This window comes from Arthrobacter sp. SO3 (assembly GCF_020532825.1).
Classification (GTDB): Bacteria; Actinomycetota; Actinomycetes; order Actinomycetales; family Micrococcaceae; genus Arthrobacter.
This window is the reverse complement of record NZ_MQTS01000034.1, coordinates 1-13,526: the sequence shown is the minus strand read 5'-3', so window position 1 is coordinate 13,526 and position 13,526 is coordinate 1. Positions and strand designations below refer to the sequence as shown.

At 67.7% G+C, this 13,526-nt stretch carries 11 protein-coding genes and 1 tRNA gene; 6 read left to right on the top strand and 6 right to left on the bottom strand.

The features are described from left to right. The first annotated feature begins 134 nt into the window (after positions 1-134). Positions 135-1,448, top strand: coding sequence for a phosphoribosylamine--glycine ligase (purD, locus tag BJQ90_RS03790; RefSeq protein WP_226758976.1), 1,314 nt, complete (start codon positions 135-137; stop codon positions 1,446-1,448). A gap of 23 nt (positions 1,449-1,471) precedes the next feature. After that, positions 1,472-2,431, top strand: a complete 960-nt coding sequence (locus BJQ90_RS03785; RefSeq protein ID WP_226758977.1) for a phosphoribosylaminoimidazolesuccinocarboxamide synthase — start codon at positions 1,472-1,474, stop codon at positions 2,429-2,431. Between the two features lie 67 nt (positions 2,432-2,498). Here the strand turns inward: BJQ90_RS03785 and BJQ90_RS03780 are convergent, their stop codons facing one another. Then, a complete protein-coding gene (locus BJQ90_RS03780) occupies positions 2,499-3,767 on the bottom strand; it encodes a helix-turn-helix domain-containing protein (protein WP_226758975.1) in 1,269 nt (422 codons plus the stop codon). A gap of 129 nt (positions 3,768-3,896) precedes the next feature. Between BJQ90_RS03780 and BJQ90_RS03775 the strand changes: the two genes are divergently transcribed. Further along, complete coding sequence (locus BJQ90_RS03775) at positions 3,897-4,115, top strand: hypothetical protein (RefSeq protein WP_226758974.1); 219 nt, start codon at positions 3,897-3,899, stop codon at positions 4,113-4,115. Positions 4,116-4,268: 153 nt separating this feature from the next. Here BJQ90_RS03775 and BJQ90_RS03770 read toward each other — a convergent pair. The 5 genes from BJQ90_RS03770 to BJQ90_RS03750 form a co-directional block, all read right to left on the bottom strand. After that, positions 4,269-4,345 (bottom strand) — tRNA-Pro (locus BJQ90_RS03770). Between the two features lie 172 nt (positions 4,346-4,517). Further along, entirely contained in the window at positions 4,518-6,347 is a 1,830-nt protein-coding gene (locus tag BJQ90_RS03765; protein WP_226758973.1) for an ABC transporter ATP-binding protein, read from the bottom strand. Continuing rightward, positions 6,344-8,176, bottom strand: coding sequence for an ABC transporter ATP-binding protein (locus BJQ90_RS03760; protein ID WP_226758972.1), 1,833 nt, complete (start codon positions 8,174-8,176; stop codon positions 6,344-6,346). Before BJQ90_RS03760 ends, BJQ90_RS03765 begins: the two co-directional genes overlap by 4 nt. A gap of 369 nt (positions 8,177-8,545) precedes the next feature. Further along, a complete protein-coding gene (locus BJQ90_RS03755) occupies positions 8,546-9,493 on the bottom strand; it encodes a metallophosphoesterase (protein ID WP_226758971.1) in 948 nt (315 codons plus the stop codon). 3 nt (positions 9,494-9,496) lie between these two features. Next, positions 9,497-11,794 (bottom strand): transglycosylase domain-containing protein, encoded by a 2,298-nt coding sequence (locus BJQ90_RS03750; RefSeq protein WP_226758970.1) that lies wholly within the window; start codon positions 11,792-11,794, stop codon positions 9,497-9,499. A 37-nt stretch (positions 11,795-11,831) separates the two neighbouring features. On the opposite strand from BJQ90_RS03750, the gene BJQ90_RS03745 reads away from it, so the two are divergent. Genes BJQ90_RS03745 through BJQ90_RS03735 form a run of 3 tightly spaced genes read left to right on the top strand, consistent with a single transcriptional unit; the run spans position 11,832 to position 13,489 of the window. Then, positions 11,832-11,987 carry a DUF4177 domain-containing protein gene (locus BJQ90_RS03745; protein WP_144671455.1) on the top strand — a complete coding sequence of 52 codons (156 nt, stop codon included), beginning with the start codon at positions 11,832-11,834 and terminating at the stop codon, positions 11,985-11,987. Between the two features lie 2 nt (positions 11,988-11,989). After that, the gene (locus BJQ90_RS03740; protein WP_226758969.1) at positions 11,990-12,559 is read left to right on the top strand and encodes a RidA family protein; all 570 of its coding nucleotides are present in this window, start codon (positions 11,990-11,992) and stop codon (positions 12,557-12,559) included. Positions 12,560-12,577: 18 nt separating this feature from the next. Beyond that, positions 12,578-13,489, top strand: coding sequence for an NUDIX hydrolase (locus tag BJQ90_RS03735; RefSeq protein ID WP_226758968.1), 912 nt, complete (start codon positions 12,578-12,580; stop codon positions 13,487-13,489). Positions 13,490-13,526 lie beyond the last annotated feature (37 nt).

Here is a 13,526-nt window from a genome sequence, read left to right as displayed (position 1 = left end):
GGGACATGCCCTCCCCTGGGACGCGGGGATGGACATGCTGGCACTATGTCCGGTGGGCGCGGCCAGGGCTGGGCATGTCCGGTGGTGGTCACAGCTTAGGAGGCTGCCGCGTCCACAAAGTACCCTTGGGAACTGTGAAGGTACTAGTCATCGGCCCCGGCGGCCGCGAACACGCCATTGTCCGGTCCCTGCTTGCTGACCCGAACGTGTCCGAGGTCCACGCGGCCCCGGGCAACGCCGGCATCAGCAAACTGGTCCCCACGCACGCCATCGACGCGAACGATCCCGACGCCGTCGCGGCCCTGGCCACCAAACTCACCGTTGACCTCGTGGTGGTCGGCCCCGAAGCGCCGCTCGCCGCAGGAGTGTCCGACGTCGTCCGCGCCGCCGGCATCCCCGTGTTCGGCCCCAGCAAGGCCGCGGCCCAGCTCGAAGCCTCCAAGGCCTTCGCGAAGGAAGTCATGGCCGAGGCCGGCGTGCCCACCGCCATGGCCCGGGTGGCCACGAACGCCGAGGAAGCCGCCGACGCGCTCGACACCTTCGGCGCCCCTTTCGTGGTCAAGGACGACGGACTCGCCGCGGGCAAGGGAGTTGTTGTCACCAACAACCGGGACGAGGCCCTCGCGCACGCACAGAGCTGCTTCGATGCCGGCGGCACCGTGGTGATCGAGGAATTCCTGGACGGCCCGGAGGTCTCGGTCTTCGTCCTCTGCGACGGCCGCAACACCGTGGCGCTGTCCCCGGCGCAGGACTTCAAGCGGATCTTCGACAACGACGAGGGCCCCAACACCGGCGGCATGGGCGCCTACACCCCGCTGGAATGGGCCCCCGAAGGACTCGTCCAGGAGGTCATCGACCGGGTTGCCCAGCCCACGGTCAACCAGATGGCGCACCGGGGGACCCCGTTCGTCGGCGTACTCTTTGTCGGACTGGCGCTGACATCGCGCGGCACCCGCGTGATTGAATTCAACGTCCGCTTCGGCGACCCGGAAACCCAGGCTGTCCTTGCCCGCCTCAAGACGCCCCTCGGCGGGCTGCTGATGGCGGCCGCCAAGGGCGAACTGGACAAGGTCCAGCCGCTGCGCTGGTCCAAGGAAACCGCCGTCGCCGTCGTCGTCGCGGCCGAAAACTACCCCGACACCCCGCGCACCGGTGACCGGATCCGCGGGCTCAAGAAAGTCGAGTCGATCGAGGGCGTCCACGTGATCCACGCGGGCACCAGGCTCGACGACGAAGGCAAGGTGGTGTCCGCCGGCGGGCGGGTCCTCGCCGTGGTGGCGCTGGGCACCGACCTCGTCGAGGCCCGGGAACGGGCGTACGACGGCGTCGAACTGGTCCAGCTGGACGGCAGCCAGTTCCGCACTGACATCGGAGGCAAGGCGGCCCGCGGCGAGATCAAGGTCAAGACGCCCGGCGCCGGCGCCGCCGCCACGAAAGCGAAGGCCTGAGCATGACCAACCACGATTCCTCCATGCCCGAGGCCCCGCTGCCCGCCGCCGCCCCGGTGGCCAAGGGCGGCCTGGACACCGAGACGCTGGATCTGCCCGGCTGGAAGCACATTTACTCCGGCAAGGTGCGGGATCTCTATGTTCCGGCGGACGCGTCCATCACGGAGCGCATCGGCCAGGAGTGCGTCCTCGTCGTCGCCAGCGACCGGATCAGCGCCTACGACCACGTCCTCGCCAGTGAGATCCCGGACAAGGGCCGCATCCTGACCCAGCTGAGCCTGTGGTGGTTCGAGCAGCTCGGCGTGGAGCACCACGTGCTGGCGGCCACGGTCGACGCCGGTGTGCCCGCTGCGGTGGAGGGCCGGGCGATGATCTGCAAGAAGCTGGACATGTTCCCGGTGGAATGCATCGCCCGCGGCTACCTCACCGGCTCCGGGCTCCTGGAATACCGGCAGTCCGGAACCGTGTGCAGCATCCCGCTGCCGGACGGCCTGGTGGATGGGTCCCGGCTCGAAGAGGCCATCTTCACCCCCTCCGCTAAAGCCGAGGTGGGCGAGCACGACGAGAACATCACCTACGACGCCGTCGTGGAGCTCGTCGGCGCGGACATCGCCGCCCGGCTGCGCGAGCTCACCCTGGAGATCTACACCAAGGCGGAGGGGATCGCCCGCGGCCGGGGCATCATCCTCGCCGACACCAAGGTGGAGTTCGGCTTCGACGCCGCCACCGGCGTCATCACGCTCGGCGACGAGGTGCTGACCCCGGACTCCTCACGGTTCTGGGATGCCGCGACGTACGAACCGGGCAAGGCCCAGCCCTCCTATGACAAGCAGTACGTCCGTGACTGGCTGACCTCGGCCGAATCCGGCTGGGACAAGTCCTCGGACGCGCCGCCGCCGGCGCTGCCGGCCGAAGTCATCGCCCGCACCCGCGGCCGCTATGTGGAGGCCTACGAAAAGCTCACCGGCCGCACGTTCGGCTAGGCCCGTCGCGGGGCGGCGGTCCAGCCGTCGCAGGGAACTTTCGCAGGGCCGCCCCCGCAGGGGCCGGCTAGCTTCCGGCTGAGGCGGCGGCCTGGGCGCGGCGCTGCGCGAGCCGGATTTCCAGCACGGCGTCCATCGCCTGCTGGACCCGGTCCGAGGCGCCCGCGGCGCTGAATTCCTTCTGCGCTTCCTCGAGATAGACGAGGGCTTCGTCCGATTCGCCGGCGGCCTTGAGCGCCTTGCCGAGGAGGAGCGAGACCTCACCGGCGGTGTGCTTGGCCAGTGCATCCTTTTCGGCATGGATCCCGCGCAGCTTCTGGACGGCGGCGACAATGTCCCCGGTAAGGTAGAGCCAGCGGGCCCGGATGAAAGCGACCTCGAGCTGGTCCGTCTTGTTGCCGCCCACGATGGAGAGCGCCAGCTCGGCGCGCTCGATCGAGGTCAGCGTTTCCGGCTCAACGATCCCGGAGGACAGGCGGACGGCCGCCGAGGCCTTGTTGAACCGCGCCCAGAGGTCGATGTCGTTCGCGGGGGAGAGCAGCTGCGCCGCCCGCTCGTGGTACTTGATGCCCTCCTGGTAGTCGTGGCGCATAAAGGCCACATTGCCGATCACCCAGGCGACTTCGCCGGCGAGCTGGGTCATGGAGTGGTCATCCATGTGCCCGTTCATGGCCTGGCAGTACTCCCAGGCCTCATCGAGCCGGCCGCTTTCGGCCAGTGCGCCGATCAGGGCGCGCAGCGCGCCTATTACGAGGGTGGATCCCTTGGGCAGTTCGGCACAGAGCCGCACTGCTTCCTGGGCGTGTTCGACGGCGGCGGTCAACTGTCCTTGTCCCTGAGAGGCCGCAGCCAGCATCTGCCGTGCCCGCACGCCCAGGCCCGCCGACTCGGAGGCCATCGGGTGATCCATGAGGCGCTGGACGATGTCCTGGCATTCCTGCCACCGGCCCTGCTTGATCAGGCACTCGGCCTGCATGTAGCTCATGTTCCACCAGGCGCTGGTGTTCTTGGCCTCGAGAGCGATCTGGGCCGCAGCCGCGGCGTGCGTCGCCGCGAGGGGGTAATCCCGCAGGTCCCACGCCTGGCGGGCGTACAGTCCCGCGAGAACATATTCAGCGTCGCTTATTGATACGGGCTGGCTCCAGGCTTCCAGCGCCTTGGGGGCGAGTTCGAGCCGCCGGGCCAGCTCCTCAATCACGTCCGCAGTCGGTTCGCGGCGCCCGGTCTCCAGAAGGGAGATGTAGCTGGGCGAGTACAGATCCCGGCCTAATTCCGCTTGCGTCAGGCCGCGTTCCAGCCGTTCCGCTCGGAGTTTCTCCCCGAATCCGTTCCCCACGGATACCTCCTAATTCCGGACAATCTTTGTACTAAATGCTTGACAGCCTCTGTGGAAATCATTTTACAATGTATGTCAACAAGGGTAGTGCTGACTTGGTAAGGACCCCGACTCATATTGAGGAACTACATGTTGAAGAAGATTGCAGCCGGCGCCGTTCTGGCGGGCGCACTGGCATTCTCTGCGGCGGCTCCGGCCGTTCTGTCCGCTGGTTCCATTGTCGACGAGGGTGGATTCACCGCTGTTGGTAACTGGCCGGACCCCATGAAGGCACCTCAGGCCGTTGGTAACTGGCCCGACCCGATGATGTACTCCGTCAACGTCGGTAACTGGCCGGACCCGATGTAGGACTCAACAAAAGCCTCTCTTCACAGCCCCGGGACTAGTTCGAACCGCGTTCCGGGGCTGTTTTGTGCCCGTTTCGACGGCGGCGCCGGGTGGCTGACGCATGGCGGGCACAACAAGAAGAGGACCCTCCAGCTGGAGGGTCCTCTTGTTGATTGGTCGGGATGACAGGATTTGAACCTGCGACCTCGTCGTCCCGAACGACGCGCGCTACCAAGCTGCGCCACATCCCGATCCGTTACTTCAAAAGCAACTTCACAAGAGTATCCGATGGGGGCCCCGGATGCGAAATCGGGACGCCGGCGGCCCCGCAACAGAAGCCGTCACGGGACCCGGAACAGGAACCGACGCCGGCCGCACGGACCCGGAACAGGAACCGACGCCGGCCGCACGGACCCTGGCGGCTTAGACCAGCGAGTCTTTCCAGGCCCCGTGCAGCTGCGCGAAGCGGCCACCGCCGCCGATCAGCTGCTCCGGGGTGCCGTCCTCGACGACCCGCCCGTCGTGGACCACGAGGACCCGGTCGGCGGTCTCCACCGTGGAGAGGCGGTGCGCGATGATGAGGGCGGTCCGGCCGCCGTCGGTGCCGGTCCCCTGCAGCAGCCCGGCGAGGCCGGCCTGCACGAGCCGCTCGGACGGGATGTCCAGCGAGGACGTGGCTTCGTCCAGGATCAGCACCGCCGGCCGGGCCAGGAACGCCCGGGCGAAGCTGATCAGCTGGCGCTGCCCGGCGGAGACGCGGCCGCCGCGCTTGTTGACGTCCGTGTCGTAGCCTTCGGGGAGCGCCTGGATGAACTCGTGCGCGCCGACGGCCCTGGCCGCCGCCTCAATCTCCTCCCGAGAGGCACCGGGCCGGCCCAGGGCGATGTTGTCCGCCACGGAGCCGCTGAACAGGAAGGCCTCCTGGGTGACCATGACGACGTTCCGGCGCAGGTCCGCCGTCGCGAGCTCCCGCAGGTCCACGCCGTCGAGCGTGAGGGACCCGGCGGAGACGTCGTAGAAGCGGGCGATCAGCTTGGCGAAGGTCGATTTGCCGGCGCCGGTCTGGCCCACGAGGGCCACGGTCTGGCCGGCGGGGATGTGCAGGTCCATCGTGGGGATGATGACGGGCCCGTCGCCGTACCGGAATTCCACACCCTTGAAGTCGATGGTGCCCTTGGCATCGTGCAGGGCCGCCGGGTTCTTGGGCGGCCGGACGGTGGGGACCTCCTCCAGCAGCCCGGAGACTTTCTCCAGCGCAGCCTGGGCGCTCTGGAAGGAGTTGTAGAACATGGCCATCTGGTCCACCGGCTGGAAGAAGCGCTTGGTGGACAGGATCAGGGCCAGCAGCACACCGACGGCGAGATCGCCGCTGAGCACCCGGAACCCGCCGGAGAGCAGGACGACGGCGACGCAGACGTTGCCGATCAGAACCAGGCCGGGCTGGAAGATGCCGTTGAGGTTGATCGAGCGGACCGTGACCTTGCGGTAGTCCTCGGAGAGCTCGGCGTATCGCGCGGCGTTCTCGCGTTCCTTACGGAAGGCCTTGACCGCGCGGATCCCCGTCATGGTTTCGACGAAGTGCACGATCAGCCGGGCCGAGACCACCCGGGATTCGCGGAACGCGATCTGGGAGTGCTTCTGGTACCAGCGGGCCAGGAAGTACATCGGCACGCCGGCGGCCAGGACCAGGAGCCCGCTGCGCCAGTCGAGGGCGAACACCGTCACGGCCGTGAACACCATAAACAGCATCCCCGAGACCAGCGAGCTGATCCCGGAGTCCAGGAGTTCCCGCAGCGCTTCCAGGTCCGAAGTCTGCCGGGCAATGATGCGCCCCGAGGTGTACTTTTCGTGGAATTCCAGGCTGAGACGCTGGGTGTGCCGGAAGACCCGGACCCGCAGATCCAGCAGCATCGCCTGGCTCAGCCGGGCCGTCGACGTCACATACAGGGCGGTCAGGCACGCCGTCGCGACGGCGGCCGCGAGGTAGGCGGCGCCGGTGAGCAGCAGCGGCAGGTTGTCGCCGGCGCTCAGCGCCGGCAGGGCCCGGTCGATGCCGAAGGCGATCAGCGCGGGCCCGGCGACCCTCGCCGCCTGGGACAGCACGACGGCGGCAATGGTTAGCCAGAAGCGCCGGCGGACCGGGCGGATGAGCGAACCGAGCAGGGCCACGGAGCGGCGCCGGACGGTCTTGCTCTCGCTCTTGGACAGGTGCGCGTTGTCCTCGTTCGCGGTGCCGAAGGTTGCGCTGCTCATCGGGAAATCTCCTCGGCGCTGAGGCCTGACAGTTCTGAGTCCAGCAGGTCGGAGTCGAGGTCCCGCGGTTCGGTCTCGAGGCTGGCGATCACGTAGCGGTAGTGGCGGTTCTCCGCGAGCAGTTCGGTGTGCGTTCCGACGGCGGTGATGCGGCCGTCCTCGAGCAGCGCCACCCGGTCCGCGAGGGCCACCGTGGACGGCCGGTGGGCCACGATCAACGTCGTGGTGTCGGCAAGCACCTCCCGGAGCCGGGTCTCGACGAGTTCCTCGGTGTGGACATCCAGGGCGGAAAGCGGATCGTCCAGGACCAGGACCCTGGGCCGGGCGGCGATGGCACGGGCCAGGGCGATGCGCTGCCGCTGCCCGCCGGAAAGGCTGAGCCCCTCCTCGCCGATCAGGGTGTCGAGGCCGTCCGGCAGCGAGTACGCGAAGTGGGCCTGGGCGACGTCGAGGGCCTCCTCGAGGGCCTCCTCGCGTTGCCCTGCCGGCAGCCCGGCCGGGGCTCCGAGCATCACGTTGTCGCGGACCGAGCTGGAGAACAGGGTGGTGTCCTCAAACGCGACGGCGACGACCGTGCGGAGCTCCTCGACGCTGAACTCGCGCAGGTCCACCCCGTCGATGGTGATGGCACCGGTGGTGACGTCGTAGAGCCGGGGGACCAGCTGGAGCAGGGCGCTTTTGCCGCTGCCGGTGATCCCCACCAGGGCCATGGTCTCGCCGGGGTTGATGTCCAGGTTGATGTCCTTGAGGATCGGTTTGTCCGGGGCATCCTCGTAGGCGAACGTGGCGTTGCGGAAACTGAGGGCGCCTTTCAGCTCGTCGGGGCGGCGGGGCTGCTCCGGGCTGGTAATGGTGTTCGCCGCGTCCATCACCTCGAAGTGCCGGTCCACGGCGGATTTTGCGGTGAGGGCCATGGCCAGCAGCATCCCGGAGAACTCCACCGGTGTGGCAATCACGGCGGCGGTGGCGAAAAAGGCCACGAGGGAGCCGATGCTCAGCTCGCCGGTGGAGGCGAGCAGGACCCCGACGACGAGGCCGGCGCCGAGGGCCAGCTCGGGCAGGAGGGTCACGACCAGGCTGAAGGTGGCCAGATGCTTGGCCTTGGCGATCTCCGTCTGGCGGAGCTCCTCGGCCTGTTCGTTGAAGTTCTCCAGCGCCTCGCGGCTGCGCCCGAACGCCTTGAGCACGCGGATCCCGTGGACCGATTCCTCTACCGTCGTGGCCAGGTCACCGGCCTGGTCCTGGCTGCGGCGGGCCACCTTGCTGAAGCGGGTCCGGAAGCGGAAGCCGTAGATCATGATCGGCACGGCGGCGGCGAGGAAGATCAGCGCCAGCTGCCAGCTCATCGAGAACATCACCACGACGCCGATCACCACGGTCAGGGTGGTGACCACAAGCATGATGGCGCCGAAGGCCATCCAGCGGCGCAGGAAGTTCAGGTCAGTCATGGCGCGGGAGAGCAGCTGCCCGGAGCCCCACCGGTCGTGGAAGGAGACGGTCAGGTCCTGCAAATGGTCGTAGAGGGACACCCGCATCCGGGTCTCGACCGTGGTGGCGGGGTTGATCACGAACTGGCGGCGCAGCGCCACCAGGCCGGCCTCGGCGATGCCCAGGCCCAGGATCACGAGGGAGGCGATCCAGACCGCTTCCGCGCTGCCGCCGGGTTTGAGGGACTGGTTGATCAGCACCCGCAGCACCTGGGGGATGGTCAGGGCCACCACGCTGGCGAGCAGGGCGCAGAGCAGGCCCATGACGAGCCGCGGAATGATCGGCCTGACGTGGGGATAGTGACGGCTGATGGAGGAGAAAAATGAGGTCTGCTTGGCCATGCCCGCTTCTTAAAGCTCAACTGCGAAGATCTAACGCAACTGGATGTAGTTTCCTGTAGCAACTACCCTAGGCCATCGAGTGACCGGGTTCACGTGAAAATCCACAGCTTCAGGATCTCGCCCAGTAATTACATTCCGCAATGGCTGCCCCGGCGCGCACCCGGTCCCGGACATGCCCAGTCCCGGGCGCAGCGAGTGGACATGAGCCTGGTATTCCCGCCGGGCATGCCCAGTCTTGCGCGCGGCGAGTGGACATAAGCCCGGCATCCCCGCGGGGCATGCCCAGCCTTGCGCGCAGCGAATGGACATAGTGCCACTATGTCCATCCGCGGCGCCCGGGGGAGGGCATGTCCAGTGGTGGGCGCAGGGTCAGGGGCGCGGGGTGAGGGTGAGGAGCACGGCCTCGGGCTTGCAGGCGATCCGGACCGGGGCGAAACGTGAGGTGCCGATGCCGCCGGAGACGTTCACCGGCGTCGTGCGTCCCTTGCTTTCCCAGTCATGCAGGCCCTTGGCGCGCCAGGTCGGCAGGTCGCAGTTGGCCACGAGGGCGCCGAAGCCCGGGACACAGATCTGGCCGCCGTGGGTGTGCCCGGCGAGCAGCAGGTCGGCCGCATCCCCGGTGAAGTGGTCCAGGACGCGCTGGTACGGGGCGTGGATGACGGCGACCCGGAGGTGCGGCCTGCTGTCCTGGCCCGTGGTGCCCCGGGGCCAGCCGGCGTACCGCTCAAGGCCCAGGTGCGGATCGTCCACGCCGGAGAAGTCAAAGCGCAGGCCCCTGATGATCAGCGACTGGCAGCGGTTGGTCAGGTCCACCCAGCCGCCCATGCCGAAGCCGGCGCGGAGCCGCGGCCAGTCCAGCTTGGCGGGGTCCTTGGGCTTTTTGGACGGCCCCAGGAAGTACGACGCCGGGTTCTTCAGCCGCGGGGCGAAGTAGTCATTCGAGCCGGGGACGAAGACGCCGGGGAACTTCATCAGCGGGCGCAGCGACTCCAGCAAGGGTTCCACCGCCTTGACGTGGCTGAGGTTGTCGCCGGTGTTGACCACGAGGTCCGGTTCCAGTTCCGCAAGCGAGGACAGCCATGCGGCCTTCCGGTCCTGGCCGGGCACGAAGTGGATGTCGCTGAGGTGCAGCACCCGGATCGGGCCGAAGCCTGCCGGGAGAATCGGCAGGGTTTCCTCGCGCAGGACGAACTGGTTCTTCTCCCACAGCCCGTATCCGGCGGCTGCGGCACCCGTGAAGGCGCCGGCGGCGGCGGTGACGGCGAAGCCGCGCCCGATGCTCCGGACGCGGCCTGCCAATACATTGGTAGCGGCCATGGGTTAGGGCTTGCCGGTGGCGCCGTTGCCGGGCTTGTCCGTGGGCGCCGGCGCGGGAGCCGGATCAGTGGCCGCCGGGCTGGACGGCGCCGTCGTCGGCTGCGTTGACGTCTTGGGAACCGGCACCGGCACCGGCGCGGGAGCCGGGCCGTTCACCAGGTTCGACGGCGGGGCCGGGAACGGGTTGGTGCCGTAGGCCGGCGCCACCTGGGCCATGTAGTTCGAGAACTGCGGGCCCGCGATCATGTAGCCGTCGATGGCCTTGTAGAACTTGCCGTTGAAGGTCAGGCTGCGTCCCGGCCGGTCCTGGCCGCCCAGGGCGTCGCCGAACCAGGACGCCGTGGCCAGACCGCTGGTGAAGCCGACCACCCAGGTCGAGTTGTTGGGGTCGTTGGTACCGGTCTTGGCAGCGATCGGGAAACTGGTCCGGGTGGAGATCCTTGGCTGGATCAGGGAGCCGGAGCCGCGGTTGAGGACTTCCTGCAGCGCGGCGGTCACGCCGCGGGCAACCTCCGGTTTGATCGCATCGCGGCAGCTCGTGGCCTGGGCCGGCAGCTGCGCGCCGGTCGCGTCCGTTACCGACTCAATGGCGATCGGTTCGCAGTACTTGCCGTCGTTCGAGAAGGTGGCGAACGCGCTGGCCATGGTCAGCGGCGAGGTCTGGGTTGCGCCGATCAGGTTGGACAGGCGGGTCATGGGGACGGGCTCGTTGGTTTGGCCCGCGTGGATTCCCACGGCGTCGACGATCTTCTGGATGCCGCAGAGGTCCACCTGAGCCGCGGTGGCAAACGTCATGGTGTTGATCGAGTTCGCCAGGCCGTCCACGACGGTCATGTTCTTGTAGTAGCCCTCTTCGGCGTTCTGCAGGTCATCGGCGGCCCCGAGTCCCTTTTCCGCCGTGTTGTAGGCGCCGTCCACCGGGGTGGGGCAGGTGTTCTTCCACCGGTAGTTCAGCGGGTACCTGCGCACGGCGCCGTTGAGGACCGTGTTCATCGACTTGCCTTCGTTGAGCCACTCGGCGAAGGTGAACGGCTTCATCGTGGAACCGGGCTGGAATCCGCCCAGGCCGCCGAGGTCGTTGCCCTGGGCGTCCCTCATGTCCACGTTGAAGTTGATGACGTTGTTGAATTTCCCTTCGGCCTCAAGGAACTGGGTGTTCTGGGCCATCGAGATGATCTTGCCTGAGCCCGGCTGCACGGACACCAGGGAGGCGCCCCACTTGTCCGGGTTCGCCCCCGCAGAGCCGTCAACCTGGGTCTGCGCCACGGCCTGGGCATTCGGGTCCAGCGTGGTCTTGATGGTCAGGCCGCCGCGGAATACCGTCCGGGCCCGGGCGTCGGCGTCGGCGCCGTAGGCGGGGTTGTTGAGCAGCAGGTGCAGCACGTAGTCGCAGAAGTACGGGGCCGTCGTCGAGTAGGCACAGCCCTGGCGTGCCGGCGTGACCTTCGTTTCCACCGGGGTTGCCACGGCGGCGTCGTAGTCGGCCTGCTTGATCTTGCCCTGGGTCAGCATGGCCTGGAGCACCAGGTCGCGGCGGATCTTGGCGTTCTCCGGGTTGTTGATCGGGTCGTAGAAGGACGGGCTGTTGACCAGGCCGGCCAGCAGTGCGGCCTGCGGCAGGGTCAGGTCCTTGGCGGTGGTGCTGAAGAAGAACTTGGAGGCGGCCTCGATGCCGTAGGCGTCACGGTTGAAGAACACGATGTTGAGGTAGCCCTCGAGGATCTGCTCCTTGGTGAACTTCTTCTCGAGGGCGATGGAGAGCTTCATTTCCCGCAGTTTGTCGCCGATGCCCTTGTTCACGCCGTTCAGGAGGACCTGGTCGCCCTTGCCCTCGGCCTCGAGCGAGGAGTTGATGACGTTGTTAACGTATTGCTGCGTGATGGTTGACGCGCCCTGCTTGTTGCCGCGGGCCGTGCTGACGAGCGCGCGCATGATCCCGGTGGTGTCCACGCCGCCGTGCTCATAGAAGCGGTTGTCCTCAATGGCGATGACCGCGTCCTTGATGTACGGCGACATCTGGTCGAGGGATACCTTGGTGCGGTTCTCCGCGTACAGGCTCGCGATCACGCTGCCGTCGGCGGCCAGGATCGTCGTCGACTGGCTCGGCGGGTCCACCTTCAGTTCGGCCGGCAGCGTGTCGAAGAACTTGATCGATCCGCTGGCCGAGCTGCCGGTGACGGCGGCTGCAGGGACCAGCAATCCCGCCACCAGGACGCCACAAATGGCGCTCACGCCCAGGAAAAGAAGGATCTTTCCGAGGGTGGTGGCCGTGTCAAATAAAGGGTTCTTACCAGTCGCCATGTTTTCCACTTTACCGGCAAGGACTAGGCTTTAGGTCATGACCAAATGGGAGTACGCCACGATTCCGCTCATTATCCACGCCACAAAGCAGATTTTGGACCAGTGGGGTGACGACGGCTGGGAGCTTGTCCAGGTTGTTCCGGGCCCCGAGGGAAACGGCCTGGTTGCCTACCTGAAGCGGGAGAAGCAGTAGCCATGAGCACCCCCGCATCCGCCGCTCCGGGCGCCTCTGCCGCGCCCGGAACACCGGCCCACAGCACCGCCGGAACGGGCGCGTCGTCCGCCGTCGAGCAGTGCCTCGCCGAGCTCGGGCTGAGCCTGCCCCAGGTTGCCGCCCCGGTGGCTGCCTACGTCCCCGCCGTGATCTCCGGCAACCACGTCTACACCTCGGGCCAGCTGCCGTTCGTCAACGGCAGGCTTGAGGCGACCGGCAAGGTGTCCTCCGGCACCGAAGGCTTCTCGGACGAGGCCACGGTCTCCCCGGAGGCTGCCCGGCAGTACGCGGCGATCTGCGCCGTCAACGCCCTCGCCGCCGTGAAGAGCGTCATCGGGGACCTGGACCGCATCACGCGGATCGTCAAGGTTGTCGGCTTCGTCTCCTCCGACCCGTCCTTCACCGGCCAGCCCGGTGTCATCAACGGCGCGTCCGAACTGCTCGGCAAGGTTCTCGGCGACGCCGGCCAGCACGCACGGTCCGCCGTCGGCGTTTCTGTACTTCCCCTGGACTCCCCGGTTGAAGTCGAACTGATCGCAGAATTCGCCTAGAGGGCAGGTTAGTTTCCTTTGCCTCAGTTAGCCCGACGCCTGTTTGCCCTTCCCCCGGATCTTGAGGGGGCGGCCCGCAGCTGGATTGAGCACGGCGAGCGGACCCCCCGCGCTCCCCGCCTCGCCTCCTCGGTGGTGCTCCTGCGGGACTCGCCCACCGGCCTGGAGACCTGGCTGGGATACCGGCCCGGCTCGTCACCGCTGGGCATCCTCGCCTTTCCGGGCGGCTCGCTGGAGGCGTCCGATGACGACGCCGTCGGCTGGCTGGGCCCCCCGCCGCAGTACTGGGCCGAGCGCATGGGCACCGCCGACGTCGGACTGGCGCGCCGCCACGTGGTCGGTGCCATCCGGGAACTGTTCGAGGAAACCGGCATCCTGCTGGCTGGCACGGACCTGTCCACCACCGTGGAAGCGACCTCCAAGGCCGAGTGGATGCGGGCCCGGGTGGCGGTGGCGGACCAGGAGAAGACGTTCATCGAGGTGCTCGCCAAGCGCGGGCTCTCGGTGCGGACCGACCTGCTCAAGCCCCTGGTCAACTGGCTCAGCCCGGACTTCGCGCACCGCCGCTTCAACACCCGCTACTTCGCGGCCACCGTGCCGATGAACCAGCAGCCCTCTTTGCTCGCCAGCAAGGGGATCTGGGGCCGCTGGGTGTGCGTCCGCAAGGCCATCGAAGAACGGAACACCACCGCGCTCGGCGATGAGGTGGGCCAGGAGAACACGGCCGGGCGCACCCTCGGCCAGCTCCTGGTGCCCGGCTCGGAGATCATGCTCGAGAAGATGGCCGCCGCCAACGGCTGCATCGCCTATCTGAGCTACAAGCGCAAGGCCCACGTCTACCAGCCGAAGCTGGTCGAGGAAGACGGCCAGCTCATGCTCGAGGTCGAGGCGGCCAAGACCGTGGCCGGAGAGCCCCAGCGCGAACGCTGACGCGCCGGGTGTCCAGGGGCACCCCGCCCCCGCAGCC